Annotated in this window: 16 protein-coding genes and 1 pseudogene; 11 read left to right on the plus strand and 6 right to left on the minus strand. The window is 50.8% G+C overall.

Annotated features, from left to right (window positions below):
• Positions 1–122 precede the first annotated feature (122 nt).
• Positions 123–872: a C40 family peptidase gene (locus tag QUE74_RS01375; protein ID WP_000093943.1), complete on the plus strand. Its 750-nt coding sequence runs from the start codon at positions 123–125 to the stop codon at positions 870–872.
• A gap of 56 nt (positions 873–928) precedes the next feature.
• Here the strand turns inward: QUE74_RS01375 and QUE74_RS01380 are convergent, their stop codons facing one another.
• The 3 genes and pseudogenes from QUE74_RS01380 to QUE74_RS01390 form a co-directional block, all read right to left on the minus strand.
• Positions 929–1,285, minus strand: coding sequence for a type II toxin-antitoxin system HicB family antitoxin (locus QUE74_RS01380; RefSeq protein ID WP_001030482.1), 357 nt, complete (start codon positions 1,283–1,285; stop codon positions 929–931).
• Positions 1,278–1,556, minus strand: coding sequence for a type II toxin-antitoxin system HicA family toxin (locus tag QUE74_RS01385; protein WP_000598759.1), 279 nt, complete (start codon positions 1,554–1,556; stop codon positions 1,278–1,280). Before QUE74_RS01385 ends, QUE74_RS01380 begins: the two co-directional genes overlap by 8 nt.
• A 104-nt stretch (positions 1,557–1,660) precedes the next feature.
• Positions 1,661–3,379: pseudogene (locus tag QUE74_RS01390) on the minus strand (flagellar biosynthesis protein FlhA); the annotation flags it as partial.
• Here QUE74_RS01390 and lafU point away from each other — a divergent pair.
• The 6 genes from lafU to QUE74_RS01420 all read left to right on the plus strand — a co-directional run bounded on the left by lafU (position 3,345) and on the right by QUE74_RS01420 (position 8,360).
• Positions 3,345–4,130, plus strand: a complete 786-nt coding sequence (gene lafU, locus QUE74_RS01395) for a putative lateral flagellar export/assembly protein LafU (protein WP_000207580.1) — start codon at positions 3,345–3,347, stop codon at positions 4,128–4,130. The pseudogene QUE74_RS01390 and the gene lafU overlap by 35 nt on opposite strands.
• A gap of 70 nt (positions 4,131–4,200) precedes the next feature.
• A complete protein-coding gene (gene dinB, locus QUE74_RS01400; protein WP_001226166.1) occupies positions 4,201–5,256 on the plus strand; it encodes a DNA polymerase IV in 1,056 nt (351 codons plus the stop codon).
• Complete coding sequence (locus tag QUE74_RS01405) at positions 5,253–5,705, plus strand: GNAT family N-acetyltransferase (protein WP_001059848.1); 453 nt, start codon at positions 5,253–5,255, stop codon at positions 5,703–5,705. Before dinB ends, QUE74_RS01405 begins: the two co-directional genes overlap by 4 nt.
• Before the next feature lie 317 nt (positions 5,706–6,022).
• Positions 6,023–7,162, plus strand: a complete 1,140-nt coding sequence (locus QUE74_RS01410; RefSeq protein WP_000521570.1) for an RNA ligase RtcB family protein — start codon at positions 6,023–6,025, stop codon at positions 7,160–7,162.
• Positions 7,159–7,773 carry a peptide chain release factor H gene (prfH, locus tag QUE74_RS01415; protein WP_000602108.1) on the plus strand — a complete coding sequence of 205 codons (615 nt, stop codon included), beginning with the start codon at positions 7,159–7,161 and terminating at the stop codon, positions 7,771–7,773. Before QUE74_RS01410 ends, prfH begins: the two co-directional genes overlap by 4 nt.
• A gap of 62 nt (positions 7,774–7,835) precedes the next feature.
• Positions 7,836–8,360 (plus strand): metal-dependent hydrolase, encoded by a 525-nt coding sequence (locus tag QUE74_RS01420; protein ID WP_000469798.1) that lies wholly within the window; start codon positions 7,836–7,838, stop codon positions 8,358–8,360.
• An 8-nt stretch (positions 8,361–8,368) separates the two neighbouring features.
• Here the strand turns inward: QUE74_RS01420 and QUE74_RS01425 are convergent, their stop codons facing one another.
• Both QUE74_RS01425 and pepD read right to left on the minus strand, forming a co-directional pair.
• Positions 8,369–8,650: a hypothetical protein gene (locus tag QUE74_RS01425; RefSeq protein ID WP_000106439.1), complete on the minus strand. Its 282-nt coding sequence runs from the start codon at positions 8,648–8,650 to the stop codon at positions 8,369–8,371.
• Between the two features lie 8 nt (positions 8,651–8,658).
• The gene (gene pepD / locus QUE74_RS01430; protein WP_001293012.1) at positions 8,659–10,116 is read right to left on the minus strand and encodes a cytosol nonspecific dipeptidase; all 1,458 of its coding nucleotides are present in this window, start codon (positions 10,114–10,116) and stop codon (positions 8,659–8,661) included.
• Positions 10,117–10,376: 260 nt separating this feature from the next.
• Between pepD and gpt the strand changes: the two genes are divergently transcribed.
• The 3 genes from gpt to crl all read left to right on the plus strand — a co-directional run bounded on the left by gpt (position 10,377) and on the right by crl (position 12,630).
• Positions 10,377–10,835, plus strand: a complete 459-nt coding sequence (gpt, locus tag QUE74_RS01435) for a xanthine phosphoribosyltransferase (RefSeq protein ID WP_001291990.1) — start codon at positions 10,377–10,379, stop codon at positions 10,833–10,835.
• 91 nt (positions 10,836–10,926) lie between these two features.
• A complete protein-coding gene (gene frsA / locus QUE74_RS01440) occupies positions 10,927–12,171 on the plus strand; it encodes an esterase FrsA (RefSeq protein ID WP_000189544.1) in 1,245 nt (414 codons plus the stop codon).
• 57 nt (positions 12,172–12,228) lie between these two features.
• Positions 12,229–12,630 (plus strand): sigma factor-binding protein Crl, encoded by a 402-nt coding sequence (gene crl, locus QUE74_RS01445; protein WP_000174675.1) that lies wholly within the window; start codon positions 12,229–12,231, stop codon positions 12,628–12,630.
• Between the two features lie 38 nt (positions 12,631–12,668).
• Here crl and phoE read toward each other — a convergent pair whose 3' ends face one another.
• Positions 12,669–13,724 carry a phosphoporin PhoE gene (gene phoE / locus QUE74_RS01450; RefSeq protein WP_000749856.1) on the minus strand — a complete coding sequence of 352 codons (1,056 nt, stop codon included), beginning with the start codon at positions 13,722–13,724 and terminating at the stop codon, positions 12,669–12,671.
• A 287-nt stretch (positions 13,725–14,011) separates the two neighbouring features.
• Here phoE and proB point away from each other — a divergent pair, with 287 nt between their 5' ends.
• Positions 14,012–15,115, plus strand: a complete 1,104-nt coding sequence (gene proB, locus QUE74_RS01455; protein WP_001285288.1) for a glutamate 5-kinase — start codon at positions 14,012–14,014, stop codon at positions 15,113–15,115.

Consider the following 15,115-nt stretch of genomic DNA (forward strand, 5'->3'; position numbering starts at 1 on the left):
TATCATTTATTTCCTAAGATTATGAAACCTCAATAGTAATATGCAAATAAGCAATTAATAATCCCGTTTACTCCTCCGGTCTTTTAAAATTCTCACCTTCATTCAGCCGGTTTATGTCCTTCATGTCTTCGTTCTTGCTCGGCAGATTTCTGCATCCAGGCGTGTTTTCGTTATGCGTTTTGCTCCCTTTACTCGCCAGCGCCACCACATCACATATCTCTTTCAGCTACGCCGCCCGCCAGCGGATGCAAAACCGTGCGCGTTTATTAAAACAGTACCAAATTCATCTGAAAAAGCAGGCCAGCTATATTGTGGAAGGCAATGCCGAAAGCAGAAGGGCACTGCGGCAACACAACCGCGAACAGATAAAACAGCATCCAGAATGGTTTCCTGCGCCGCTCAAGGCGAGTGACAGACGCTGGCAGGCGCTGGCGGAAAACAATCATTTCCTCAGCAGTAACCACCTGCATAATATCACCGAAGTGGCGATTCACCGTCTGGAGCAGCAGCTTGGCAAGCCATACGTCTGGGGTGGCACGCGACCCGATCAAGGCTTCGACTGTAGCGGGTTGGTTTTTTATGCCTACAACAAGATCCTCGAGGCGAAACTCCCGCGCACGGCCAATGAGATGTATCACTACCGTCGGGCAACCATTGTGGCAAATAACGACCTGCGCCGGGGAGATTTGCTGTTTTTCCATATTCACAGCCGCGAGATTGCCGACCATATGGGCGTGTATCTGGGAGACGGTCAGTTTATCGAGTCGCCGCGCACCGGGGAAACCATTCGGGTAAGTCGGTTAGCTGAACCTTTCTGGCAGGATCATTTTTTAGGCGCGCGGCGGATTTTGACGGAAGAGACGATTTTGTAAATGGGTAATATTGACGAACTGGCAACAGGTCGGATGCCACGCGGCATCCGACCTGTTTACATCTGGGCTGAAAACTCACGTTCTAAGACATCAATAATGAGCTGGTTTTTTGAAATGGAATGTTGTCTGGCGACGATGGTCAGCCGCGAATCGATGTGATGCGGCACACGAAGCGTCAGGCGTTTTTGCTCTTCTTCTTCACGAAAAGGGGCAATACCGTCCTCTTCACAATCCGCCATCCACTCATCCAGAGCGCTTTCGCCTTCACGATATAATGCCTCAATACTTGTGGCTACAAAGTCACAATAACCGTTTACATTGAGGAACTTGCCGCGAAATGCGTTGATATCGGCTTCAAATGTCACTGCGGCTGGTTGACCTTTAATTGTGATAATGTTCGATGCTTTATTCATAATCTACCCCTACACAGTTAACAAACCACTCCTTAAGACCTGCTACTGCGCCTTTATCCATCACATTCTTTGGATGCGGCTCATGTGTGCTGAATTTGGTCGTTCCAATCTGAAATTTTCGTCTGGAGCCGTTGTTATTTTTTATTGATCCACCCACCGCTTTAATGAGAGCAACAACATCATCCCATTTAATTCCAGATTTTGGCGGCTCCGTCATTACATCGTCGAATGTTTTTCTATGACGAGAGCCTAGCGCGCTGACCTTAATCATACTATCAATCCATGACGTCATTGTATGGTGTCATCGTAGTCTCTTTGCAGTGTGACGTCAATTAATGGTGTCAGGTGCTGCAAAGTATGGAAAAGAATCCTCAATCAACTCAACGCCCCCATAATCTTCAACTCCAGCTCGTCCGGCACTTCGTTATACGACAGCACATGCAACCCCGGCGCAAACAACTTCGCATAACGCGCCAGCAATGGGCGCAGCTGCGGCGGCACCAGCAGCACCGGGTCTTTACCTGCGGCTTTCATCTGCTCCTTCACCTGCGGCATCGTGTTCTGGAACTGGTTGAGCATATTCGGGTCCACCGGCACGCTATCGAGCATCACTTTGCCAGCCTGTTGCGCCTGATTCACCACGTTGGTCAGCAGGTTTTCCAGCTCATTATTCAGCGTATACACCGTCAGCTCCTGCTTGCGAACGAACGGATGGGTAATGCTGCGCCGCAGTGCCAGGCGCACATCGGCCGCCAGCAGAATATGATCTTTGGTGACGGTACTACTGGCGACCAGCACGGTGGCGATGGTGACGATATCGCGCAGGGAAACGCCTTCGGTCAGCAGTGCCCGGTACACTTTCAGCAACTGGCTGTAATTCAGCGCCGCACTCAAATCCTCCGCCAGGCGCGGTGCCATCGACGACAAACGGTTATGCAGCTGAGTAATATCGTCATAGTTAAACAAATCAGGAATATAGCTGCGCACAATCTTATTCACATGTGTGGCAATTACGCTGGCGCTGTCGATCACCTGATACCCCATATTCAGCGCCTTCGCCTTCTGCGCGGGCTGAATCCAGGTCACCGGCATCCCATACGCCGGGTCGTTCCCCAGCACGCCGTCAATCTCGCCGTAGGTTTCGCTGGAGGGCAGAGCCATCAGCTTATCCGCCGGAATATCCGCTTCATCAGCCTTAATGCCGTTGATGAAAATGGCGTACTGGCTGGGCTTGAGGCGGAAATTTTCCCGAATGCGGATCTCCGGCAGCAGCACGCCGTTGCCGTCGGAAATCACCTGCCGCACGCCGCGAATCCGCTGGGTGAGCGGATTACCCTGCGCTTTGTCCACCAGCGCCACCAGCTTGTAACCGAGGCTTAAACTAATGGGCTCGATCAGCGGAATGGTTTCCCAACTGACCTGTTGCTCGCTGGTTTCGGTGATGGTGCGGGTCAGCGTTTCGAGGCTTTTCTCTTCCGCCTCCGCCGCCTGCGGGCGTTTGCTCATTCGCCAGCCGGTAAAACCAAGCAGGGCGCTGAACATCAGGAACGGGAAGTGCGGCATTCCCGGCACCACCGCCAGCACGAACATAATCCCGGTGGCGGTGTAGAGCACCGACGGGCTTGCCAGCAGCTGGTGGCGCACATCATGGGCGATATCGCCGTTGTCGCTGACGCGGGTGACGATAATCGCTGCCGCGGTAGAGAGCAGCAGGGAAGGGATCTGCGCTACCAGCCCGTCACCAATGGTCATCAGGACATACTGCTGGAAGGCGGCATTGGCGCTCAGGTTGTATTTGAAGATCCCGATACAAACGCCGCCAATCAGGTTGATCGCCAGAATCATCATCCCGGCGATGGCATCCCCGCGCACAAATTTCGATGCCCCGTCCATTGCGCCGTAGAAATCGGCCTCGCTGGCAACATCTTTGCGGCGGGTCTGCGCCTGCGCCTGGTTGATCAACCCGGCGTTAAGATCGGCGTCAATCGCCATCTGTTTGCCGGGCATCGCGTCCAGGGTAAAGCGGGCAGAAACCTCGGAAATACGCTCGGCCCCTTTGGTGACGACGATAAAGTTGATTGTCAACAGCGTCAGTAAATCCGAGCGTGAAAGCATTATCGCCGCGCTGCACGGGCAGTCGATTTTCAACGGCGGCGGGCTATCGCCGTTAAATAAAATCAGCCCGACGCATCCGCTGAAACCTGCCACCGTGGCGGTGCCGGAAGAGACGGAGAAAAAAGCCCGCGACGTCAACGAGAAAACGGCGCTACTGAAGAAGAAGTCCGCCACTGAGCTTGGCGAGCTGGCGACCAGTATCAACACCATCGCCCGCGATGCGCATATGGAAGCCAATCTGGAGATGGAGATTGTTCCGCAGGGATTACGCGTGCTGATTAAAGATGACCAGAACCGCAATATGTTTGAACGCGGCAGCGCGAAGATTATGCCGTTCTTTAAAACGCTGCTGGTGGAGCTCGCGCCGGTATTCGACTCGCTCGATAACAAAATTATTATTACCGGGCATACCGATGCGATGGCCTATAAAAGCAATATCTACAACAACTGGAACCTTTCGGGTGACCGCGCGCTCTCGGCCCGTCGGGTGCTGGAAGACGCCGGGATGCCGGAAGATAAAGTAATGCAGGTGAGCGCGATGGCGGACCAGATGCTGCTGGATGCCAAAAATCCGCAAAGCGCGGGTAACCGGCGCATTGAGATTATGGTGCTCACCAAAAGCGCGTCCGATACGTTGTATCAATATTTTGGTCAGCATGGGGATAAGGTGGTGCAGCCGTTGGTGAAAAAGCTGGATAAGCAGCAGGTGCTTTCGCAGCGAACGCGTTAAATGCTGAATCTTTACGCATTTCTCAAACTCTGAAATCACTGTATACTTTACCAGTATTGAGAGGTGAGCAATGCGTAAAATCATTCATGTGGATATGGACTGCTTTTTCGCCGCGGTGGAGATGCGCGACAATCCCGCCCTGCGCGATATCCCTATTGCTATTGGCGGCAGCCGCGAACGCCGGGGGGTGATCAGCACCGCCAATTATCCCGCGCGTAAATTTGGCGTGCGTAGCGCAATGCCAACCGGCATGGCGCTCAAACTGTGTCCGCATCTCACCTTGCTTCCAGGGCGCTTTGACGCCTACAAAGAAGCGTCAAATCATATCCGCGAAATCTTCTCTCGCTACACATCGCGTATTGAGCCGTTGTCGCTGGATGAAGCTTATCTCGACGTCACCGACAGCGTACATTGCCACGGCTCTGCGACCCTTATCGCTCAGGAAATCCGCCAGACGATCTTCAACGAGCTGCAACTGACGGCGTCTGCGGGCGTTGCGCCGGTCAAGTTTCTCGCCAAAATCGCCTCAGACATGAATAAACCCAACGGTCAGTTTGTGATTACGCCGGCAGAAGTTCCGGCATTTCTGCAAACCTTACCGCTGGCAAAAATTCCCGGTGTCGGCAAAGTCTCGGCGGCAAAACTGGAAGCGATGGGGCTACGAACCTGTGGCGATGTACAAAAGTGTGATCTGGTGACGTTGCTTAAACGCTTTGGCAAATTTGGCCGCATTTTGTGGGAGCGTAGCCAGGGCATTGACGAGCGCGACGTTAACAGCGAAAGGTTGCGAAAATCCGTTGGTGTGGAACGCACGATGGCGGAAGATATTCATCATTGGTCTGAATGTGAAGCGATTATCGAGCGGTTGTATCCGGAACTTGAACGCCGTCTGGCAAAGGTAAAACCTGATTTGCTGATTGCCCGCCAGGGGGTGAAATTAAAGTTCGACGATTTTCAGCAAACCACTCAGGAACACGTCTGGCCGCGGCTGAATAAAGCTGACTTGATCGCCACTGCGCGTAAAACCTGGGATGAACGCCGTGGCGGGCGCGGTGTGCGGCTGGTGGGGCTGCATGTGACGTTGCTGGATCCGCAAATGGAAAGACAACTGGTGTTGGGATTATGAATAATATACAAATAAGAGACTATCAGCCTGGCGATTTTCAGCAACTATGCGCTATTTTTATTAGAGCGGTTACGATGACCGCCAGTCAGCATTATTCACCACAACAAATTGCCGCCTGGGCGCAGATTGATGAACATCGATGGAAAGAGAAACTCGCGAAATCACAAGTGCGGGTTGCTGTGATTAATGCACAACCGGTTGGTTTTATTTCCCGCATTGAACATTATATCGATATGTTATTTGTTGACCCTGAATATACCCGCCGTGGGGTTGCCAGCGCTTTGTTAAAACCTTTGATTAAGTCTGAATCCGAACTTACGGTGGACGCCAGCATAACCGCAAAACCCTTTTTTGAACGTTATGGTTTTCAGACAGTTAAGCAGCAGCGCGTTGAATGCCGGGGAGCGTGGTTTACTAATTTTCATATGCGATATAAACCGCAACACTAAATCCAGCTTGCAATGAAAATAACGCCCGCCTAATATGTGCGCGTTTTCTTATTCCACAAACTGCAAGGAGGTAAATCATGAAAAATCCTTTATCAATGACTCTTTGCAGACCTTTCCAGGATTAATTCTTTTTTTCTTGCCCTGGATTCGTCTGCCATTTCCTGATTTTTATATTTATATACTCTAAATAATTCGAGTTGCAGGAAGGCGACAAGCGAGTGAATCCCCAGGAGCTTACTAAAGTAAGTGACTGGGGTGAACGAACGCAGTCGCAGTACATGCAACTTGAAGTATGACGAGTATAAATGGAATGATACATGGGCAAATATATTCGTCCCTTATCCGATGCGGTATTTACCATTGCATCTGATGACCTGTGGATCGAGAGTTCAGCGATCCAACAATTACACATCACGGCAAATTTACCCGACATGCAACGCGTAGTAGGGATGCCAGATTTACACCCCGGACGCGGCTATCCGATTGGCGCAGCGTTCTTCTCCGTAGGCCGTTTTTACCCGGCACTGGTCGGCAATGATATCGGCTGCGGCATGGCGCTATGGCAAACAGATATTCTCGCGCGTAAATACAACGCCGATAAGTTTGAAAAGCGATTATCTGTGCTGGATGACGTTGCTGAAGAAAGCTGGCTGGAGGAAAACCTGCCGTCAGCGTTTGCACAGCATCCGTGGCGCTGCGCGCTTGGCTCTATCGGTGGCGGAAACCACTTCGCAGAACTGCAACAAGTTGATCAAATTATCGACGCTGAACTGTTTGCACTGTCAGGTCTGGATGCGCAGCATCTGCAACTGCTGGTCCATAGCGGCTCGCGTGGTTTAGGGCAGTCTATTTTACAGCGGCATATTGCCTCGTTTTCGCATCATGGTTTGCCTGAAGGCAGTGACGACGCGCTAAGTTATATTGCGGAACATGATGATGCGCTGGCGTTTGCGCGTATTAATCGCCAGCTGATCGCTTTGCGCATAATGCAACAAGTTAAGGCCAACGGAAATTCGGTTCTGGATGTGGCGCATAACTTTGTTAGCGCATGTCGAATCGGCGATCAACAAGGATGGTTACACCGTAAAGGGGCTACGCCGGATGACAACGGTCTGGTGATTATTCCCGGTTCACGCGGTGATTACTCCTGGCTGGTTAAGCCTGTTGCGAACGAAAAAACGCTCCACTCGCTGGCGCATGGGGCAGGGCGTAAATGGGGGCGCACCGAGTGTAAAGGGCGTCTGGCAGCGAAATACACAGCGACGCAGCTCTCACGTACTGAACTTGGCAGCCGGGTAATTTGTCGCGATAAACAACTCATCTTTGAAGAAGCGCCACAAGCCTATAAATCGGCTGAAAGTGTGGTGCAATGTCTGGTGCAGGCCGGTTTAATTATTCCTGTCGCGCGACTGCGTCCGGTGCTGACGCTCAAAAACAGTGGAGGGAAAAAAGGATGATCTTGCTACAACTCTCCTCAGCTCAGGGACCGGAAGAATGTTGTCTCGCAGTGAAAAAGGCACTGGACAGGCTGATTAAAGAAGCTGCCCGACAAGACGTCGCGGTAACGGTGCTGGAAACAGAAACGGGTCGCTACTCTGACACACTACGTTCGGCGCTGGTTTCACTTGATGGCGACAACGCATGGGCACTAAGCGAAAGCTGGTGTGGCACTATCCAGTGGATTTGTCCGAGTCCGTATCGCCCTCATCATGGGCGCAAAAACTGGTTTCTGGGCATTGGGCGTTTTACTGCAGATGAGCAGGAGCAATCCGATGCGATCCATTATGAGACGCTGCGTTCGTCGGGGCCGGGCGGTCAACATGTCAATAAAACCGACTCGGCTGTGCGCGCCACGCATCTGGCATCCGGTATTAGGGTGAAGGTTCAGTCAGAGCGCAGTCAGCATGCTAACAAACGGCTGGCGCGATTACTGATTGCCTGGAAGCTGGAACAACAGCGACAGGAAAATAGCGCGGCGCTGAAATCGCAGCGGCGAATGTTCCATCACCAGATTGAACGTGGCAACCCGCGACGGACGTTTACAGGGATGGCTTTTATCGCTGTGTAATTGAGGAATGTCACCCGCCGTTTTCTTCGTGAAAGCGGCGGGCAAAAATGAAAGGATTCGTCATGTTTATCGGTCATCTTCCGGCTGGATATTTAATAACTTGTACTTTAGTGAAACGCCTACCGCTGATTTCTCGTCATGCGCGGTGGGCGATGGTTATTGGCTTAGTCGGGGCCGTTGCACCCGATTTTGATCTCTTCTGGTGTTATCTGGTGGATAACGGGCAACGACATCATCATCTTTACCCGTCTCATTGGCCATTATTATGGTTTGCTCTGCTGGCGGCGACATTAGTCTGGGCCGCAATTGCGAAGAATAAACTTCCGGCGTGGTTGGGCGTGGTGTTTTGCCTGAATAGTATCGCGCATTTATTACTCGATACGCTGGTCGGTGATATCTGGTGGTTGATGCCTTTCGTTAACCAGCCATTTGCATTCTTTCATATTACAGCGGTACATCATCCGTGGTGGCTCAATTTTTTATTACACTGGTCTTTTTTACTGGAACTGGCATTAGTAGCTGCCGCCATTGCTATGTGGTGCAGGCGTAATGCTAAAATGGTAAATGTAAAACGCGTGAAAAAATGATTCTGACTTTAAGCGGCGTAACATGTTTCCAGGGGAAATTCTCCCGTGGCTAAGTATGTTTTCCTGACTTTGCCCCAGGCTCTGAACATATAAAAATTCTGCTTTTCACCCTTAAGTTCTTTCACGGATTCCAGCGCAAAACTTTCTTTGGTGATCAGAAATTCTCCCCATGAAATATGGTCGCAGCTATATAAATATGCGACCTTTTCATGAGTTTCATAATGTTTTGTTATTTCGATATAGATAGCCATTGGCTTCAAACAGTAGTCCACGCCCGCAGGCGTGGACATTATTGTAATTACTTCGCCGGAATTTCTTTCAGCAGTTCAGTCAGCAGTGTCCAGTAATGGCCTACGCTTTCGATGTGAACTTGCTCATCCGGAGAGTGTGGACCGGTAATGGTTGGCCCGATAGAAACCATGTCCATTTCCGGATACGGCTTTTTAAACAGACCACATTCCAGACCCGCGTGGATAATCTGGATGTTCGGCGTCTTGTTGAACAGACGCTGATAGGTTTCGCGTACCAGATGCATCACCGGGGAGTTAGCGTCCGGCTGCCAGCCAGGATATGCGCCTTTCGCTTCTGTTTTCGCGCCTGCCAGTTTACCCAGCGAATCCAGCATGCTCACCACGTAGTCTTTACCGCTGTCGATCAGAGAACGGATCAGGCAGTGAATTTCTACGTTGTTGTCGGTCATGGTCACGACACCGACGTTCAGTGAGGTTTCAACCACGCCTTTTGCTACGTCGGAGTTGCGGATCACACCGTTAGGGGTGGCGTTCAACAGACGAATAAAGGTATCGCGAGATTTCGCAATCAGGGCAGCTTTATCGTTCGCAACAGAGTCCAGCAACAAGGCCAGATTTTTCTCTTTCTCTGCCAGCTCGTTTTTCAGGATGTCCTGATAGGTATTCACCAGCGTTTTCAGCGCGTCGACTTTATCAGCTGCGACAGCAATGGTCGCAAAGGCTTCACGCGGGATGGCGTTACGCAGTGTGCCGCCGTTGAAATCGATAAGACGCAGGTCCAGTTCTTCTGCATGTCCCGCCAGGAAGCGCACCAGCAGTTTGTTCGCGTTACCCAGGCCAACGTGGATTTCACCGCCGGAGTGACCGCCTTTCAGACCTTTTAAGGTTAATTTGAAGGTTTCAAAACCAGCCGGAACGGCTTCACGATCTAAATGCAGGTTGGAGGTGAAGTCGATCCCCCCAGCACAACCCATGTAGATTTCACCTTCTTCTTCGGAGTCGGTGTTAATCAGAATGTCAGCCTGCAACCAGTTGCTCTGTAAGCCGAACGCCCCGTCCATACCGGCTTCTTCGGTCATGGTTAGCAGCACTTCCAGCGGGCCGTGAACCACGTTTTCGTCAGCCAGAACCGCCAGTGCAGAGGCCATACCAATGCCGTTATCCGCGCCCAGCGTGGTACCGCGCGCTTTAACCCATTCGCCATCAATATAAGGCTGGATAGGATCTTTAGTGAAATCGTGCACGGTATCGTTATTTTTCTGCGGCACCATATCGAGGTGGGCCTGCAAGACGACTGGTTTACGATTTTCCATACCTGCGGTAGCAGGTTTACGAATCAGGATATTACCCACCTGATCGCGTTCGACATGGAAACCTTTCTCTTTTGCCCAACCAACAATGTATTCAGCGAGTTGCTCTTCATGATAGGACGGGTGAGGAATAGAACAGATTTTGGCAAAAATATCCCACAGCGGCTGTGGAGATAATTGAGACAGTTCAGACACGTTAAGTCTCCTTGTCGATCACCCGCAAAACAGTATTGCAGGTCACAGGGTTAGCAGAAAATGTTGTCAACACAAGACAGGCTTGCGAGATATGTTTGAGAATACCACTTTATCCCGCGTCAGGGAGAGGCTGTGCGTAAAAAGACGCGGACTCATGTGAAATACTGGTTTTTAGTGCGTCAGATCTCTATAATCTCGCGCAACCTATTTTCCCCTCGAACACTTTTTAAGCCGTAGATAAACAGGCTGGGACACTTCACATGAGCGAAAAATACATCGTCACCTGGGACATGTTGCAGATCCATGCACGTAAACTCGCAAGCCGACTGATGCCTTCTGAACAATGGAAAGGCATTATTGCCGTAAGCCGTGGCGGTCTGGTACCGGGTGCGTTACTGGCGCGTGAACTGGGTATTCGTCATGTCGATACCGTTTGTATTTCCAGCTACGATCACGACAACCAGCGCGAGCTTAAAGTGCTGAAACGCGCAGAAGGCGATGGCGAAGGCTTCATCGTTATTGATGATCTGGTGGATACCGGCGGTACTGCGGTTGCGATTCGTGAAATGTATCCAAAAGCGCACTTTGTCACCATCTTCGCTAAACCGGCAGGTCGTCCGCTGGTTGATGATTATGTTGTTGATATCCCACAAGATACCTGGATTGAACAACCGTGGGATATGGGCGTCGTATTCGTCCCGCCAATCTCCGGTCGCTAATCTTTTCAACGCCTGGCACTGCCGGGCGTTGTTCTTTTTAACTTCAGGCAGGTTACAATAGTTTCCAGTAAGTATTCTGGAGGCTGCATCCATGACACAGGCAAACCTGAGCGAAACCCTGTTCAAACCCCGCTTTAAACATCCTGAAACCTCGACGCTAGTCCGCCGCTTTAATCACGGCGCACAACCGCCTGTGCAGTCGGCCCTTGATGGTAAAACCATCCCCCACTGGTATCGCATGATAAACCGTCTGATGTGGATCTGGCGCGGCATTGACCCACGTGAAATCCTCGACGTTCAGGCGCGTATTGTGATGAGCGATGCTGAACGTACCGACGATGATTTATACGATACGGTGATTGGCTACCGCGGCGGCAACTGGATTTATGAATGGGCCACCCAGGCGATGGTGTGGCAACAAAAAGCTTGTGCGGAAGAAGATCCACAACTCAGTGGTCGTCACTGGCTGCATGCGGCCACGTTGTACAACATTGCCGCCTATCCTCATCTGAAAGGGGATGACCTGGCCGAGCAAGCGCAGGCTTTGTCAAACCGTGCCTATGAAGAGGCCGCCCAACGTCTGCCGGGCACGATGCGGCAGATGGAGTTTACCGTACCAGGCGGTGCGCCCATCACCGGCTTTTTGCATATGCCGAAAGGCGATGGCCCGTTCCCGACGGTATTAATGTGTGGTGGTCTGGATGCGATGCAGACGGATTATTACAGTCTGTATGAACGTTATTTTGCCCCGCGCGGCATTGCGATGCTGACTATTGATATGCCGTCGGTGGGCTTTTCTTCAAAATGGAAGCTCACTCAGGACTCCAGCCTGTTGCATCAGCACGTCTTAAAGGCGCTGCCTAACGTCCCGTGGGTGGATCACACCCGTGTCGCGGCCTTTGGTTTCCGTTTTGGCGCTAACGTTGCTGTGCGTCTGGCATATCTTGAATCGCCGCGTCTGAAAGCGGTTGCTTGTCTTGGTCCAGTAGTTCATACCCTGTTGAGTGATTTTAAGTGCCAGCAACAGGTGCCGGAAATGTATCTTGACGTTCTGGCGAGTCGTTTGGGGATGCATGATGCTTCCGATGAAGCGTTGCGTGTGGAACTGAATCGTTATTCATTAAAAGTGCAAGGATTGCTGGGCCGTCGCTGCCCAACGCCAATGTTATCAGGCTACTGGAAGAACGATCCGTTCAGCCCGGAAGAGGACTCACGCTTAATCACCTCATCATCTGCTGATGGTAAATTGTTAGAGATTCCATTTAATCCGGTGTATCGGAATTTTGACAAAGGTCTTCAGGAAATCACGAGCTGGATCGAAAAACGATTGTGTTAAAAATTTGCTAAATTTTACCAGTTTGGTAAAACAGGTGCATCACAACAGGAGATCGCAATGACGTTACCGAGTGGACACCCGAAGAGCAGATTGATCAAAAAATTTACCGCACTAGGCCCCTATATTCGTGAAGGTAAGTGCGAAGATAATCGATTCTTTTTCGATTGTCTGGCTGTATGCGTCAACGTGAAACCAGCGCCGGAAGTGCGTGAGTTCTGGGGTTGGTGGATGGAGCTTGAAGCGCAGGAATCCCGTTTTACTTACAGCTACCAGTTTGGTCTGTTCGATAAAGCAGGCGACTGGAAGAACGTTCCGGTAAAAGATGCCGAAGTGGTTGAGCGACTGGAACATACCCTGCGTGAGTTTCATGAGAAGCTGCGTGAACTGCTGACGACACTGAATCTGAAGCTGGAACCGGCGGATGATTTTCGTGATGAACCGGTGAAGTTAACCGCGTGAGTGAAAAGTGCCGGATGCGCCGCATCCGGCAATCTCCATTAAAACTGATAGGTCATCCCAACCGCGACAATATCATCATTATTAATATTTAATTTGTTATCGCTGTCCAGTTGGTTGATTTTATAATCAACAAACGCTGACATATTTTTGTTGAAATAATATGTAGCACCGACATCAATATAATTGACCAGATCCTCATCACCGATGCCCTCAATATCTTTCCCTTTCGATAAGACATAACCCAGCGATGGACGCAGGCCAAAGTCGAATTGGTATTGAGCGACTGCTTCAAAGTTCTGCGTCTTATTGGCAAAGCCGCCAGAGATTGGCGTCATTTTACGCGTTTCAGAATAGAAAGTTGCCAGGTAAATATTATTGGCATCGTATTTCAGGCCTGTTGCCCATGCTTCTGCACGCTTGCCCGTGCCACGGCTTTGCAGGTTCTGCTCGTTGGTGCGATCGGAGTTGGTATAGGCCCCACTAATGGCGAAATCGCTGCCGCCAAAGTCATATGTCAATGACGTGCCGAAGCCATCACCGTTTTGCTTTTTAACGTCGCGGTTTTCGTTTTTTCCTTGATATTGCAGGGTTAAGTTCAGACCATCGATAACGCCGAAGAAGTCGGTGTTCCGATACGTTGCCAGTCCGCTGGCGCGTTTGGTCATAAAGTTGTCGGTCTGCGCGGAGGAATCGCCGCCGAATTCCGGGAACATATCGGTCCATGCTTCCACGTCATACAGCGCCCCCAGGTTACGACCATAGTCGAAAGAACCCAAATCTTTATATTTCAACCCGGCAAAGGCAAGACGCGTTTTTTGCTGAGCAGTATCACTCTCTGCTTTATTTCCGGCAAACTCGGCTTCCCAGCGACCATAACCGGTCAGTTGATCGTTAATTTGTGTTTCGCCTTTAAAACCAAAACGGATATAACTTTGGTCGCCATCTTTACTGTCATTATCACTCATATAATGCATGGCTTTAACTTTGCCATAGATATCCAGTTTATTACCGTCTTTGTTATATATTTCTGCGGCCTGTACGGATGCCGATGCCACAATGCCCATCACCACTAATGCCAGAGTGCTCTTTTTCATTTTCATTCCTGATTTTAATTAACGCGCGAATATTCAGCGGGAGTGTCCCGTTGAAAACAGGAAAGTTTTTAACCTGAGATTGTTAAAGATATATTACAGATTAATGATATTCTTAAAATGTGGTAATTTATTAAATCTGTAATAAAAGCGTAAACAACTGCCGCTACGCTTGCTGATCCCGCGCAACAAAACGCCATGCTTTGCTTGCAGATGGTTGGCAACCGGCGACAGTCCTGCTAAAACGTTCGTTTGATATCATTTTCCCTAAAATTGAATGGCAGAGAATCATGAGTGACAGCCAGACGCTGGTGGTAAAACTCGGCACCAGTGTGCTAACAGGCGGATCGCGCCGCCTGAACCGTGCCCATATCGTTGAACTTGTTCGCCAGTGCGCGCAGCTACATGCCGCCGGGCATCGGATTGTAATTGTGACGTCGGGGGCGATTGCCGCCGGACGTGAGCACCTGGGTTACCCGGAACTGCCAGCGACTATCGCCTCGAAACAACTTCTGGCGGCGGTAGGGCAGAGTCGACTGATTCAACTGTGGGAACAGCTGTTTTCGATTTATGGTATTCACGTCGGGCAGATGCTGCTAACTCGTGCTGATATGGAAGACCGTGAACGCTTCCTGAACGCCCGCGACACCTTGCGTGCACTGCTCGATAACAACATCGTTCCGGTAATCAATGAGAACGATGCTGTCGCTACTGCAGAGATTAAAGTCGGCGATAACGATAACCTTTCGGCACTGGCGGCGATTCTGGCCGGTGCCGATAAACTGTTGTTGCTGACCGATCAAAAAGGTTTGTATACCGCTGACCCGCGTAGCAATCCGCAGGCAGAACTGATTAAAGATGTGTACGGCATTGATGACGCTCTGCGCGCGATTGCCGGTGACAGCGTTTCAGGTCTTGGAACCGGCGGCATGAGCACCAAATTGCAGGCCGCTGACGTGGCTTGCCGCGCGGGTATCGACACCATTATTGCCGCGGGCAGCAAGCCGGGCGTCATTGGTGATGTGATGGAAGGCATTTCCGTCGGTACGCTGTTCCATGCCCAGGCAACTCCGCTTGAAAACCGTAAACGCTGGATTTTTGGTGCGCCACCTGCGGGTGAAATCACGGTAGATGAAGGGGCAACCGCCGCCATTCTTGAACGCGGCAGCTCCCTGTTGCCGAAAGGCATTAAAAGCGTAACCGGCAACTTCTCGCGTGGTGAAGTCATTCGCATTTGCAACCTCGAAGGTCGCGATATCGCCCACGGCGTCAGTCGTTACAACAGCGATGCATTACGCCGTATTGCCGGACACCACTCGCAAGAAATTGATGCAATACTGGGATATGAATACGGCCCGGTTGCCGTTCACCGTGATGACATGATTACCCGTTAA

The organism is Escherichia sp. 10290, assembly GCF_030295155.1.
GTDB lineage: Bacteria > Pseudomonadota > Gammaproteobacteria > Enterobacterales > Enterobacteriaceae > Escherichia > Escherichia coli_F.

Coding starts and splice junctions, on each gene's coding strand:
- QUE74_RS01410 (WP_000521570.1), top strand. CDS start 6,023: ATGGGCAAATATATTCGTCCCTTATCCGATGCGGTATTTACCATTGCA.
- phoE (WP_000749856.1), bottom strand. CDS start 13,724: ATGAAAAAGAGCACTCTGGCATTAGTGGTGATGGGCATTGTGGCATCG.
- QUE74_RS01405 (WP_001059848.1), top strand. CDS start 5,253: ATGAATAATATACAAATAAGAGACTATCAGCCTGGCGATTTTCAGCAA.
- QUE74_RS01375 (WP_000093943.1), top strand. CDS start 123: ATGTCTTCGTTCTTGCTCGGCAGATTTCTGCATCCAGGCGTGTTTTCG.
- prfH (WP_000602108.1), top strand. CDS start 7,159: ATGATCTTGCTACAACTCTCCTCAGCTCAGGGACCGGAAGAATGTTGT.
- dinB (WP_001226166.1), top strand. CDS start 4,201: ATGCGTAAAATCATTCATGTGGATATGGACTGCTTTTTCGCCGCGGTG.
- QUE74_RS01380 (WP_001030482.1), bottom strand. CDS start 1,285: ATGAATAAAGCATCGAACATTATCACAATTAAAGGTCAACCAGCCGCA.
- QUE74_RS01425 (WP_000106439.1), bottom strand. CDS start 8,650: ATGTCCACGCCTGCGGGCGTGGACTACTGTTTGAAGCCAATGGCTATC.
- QUE74_RS01385 (WP_000598759.1), bottom strand. CDS start 1,556: ATGATTAAGGTCAGCGCGCTAGGCTCTCGTCATAGAAAAACATTCGAC.
- proB (WP_001285288.1), top strand. CDS start 14,012: ATGAGTGACAGCCAGACGCTGGTGGTAAAACTCGGCACCAGTGTGCTA.
- frsA (WP_000189544.1), top strand. CDS start 10,927: ATGACACAGGCAAACCTGAGCGAAACCCTGTTCAAACCCCGCTTTAAA.
- crl (WP_000174675.1), top strand. CDS start 12,229: ATGACGTTACCGAGTGGACACCCGAAGAGCAGATTGATCAAAAAATTT.
- QUE74_RS01420 (WP_000469798.1), top strand. CDS start 7,836: ATGTTTATCGGTCATCTTCCGGCTGGATATTTAATAACTTGTACTTTA.
- gpt (WP_001291990.1), top strand. CDS start 10,377: ATGAGCGAAAAATACATCGTCACCTGGGACATGTTGCAGATCCATGCA.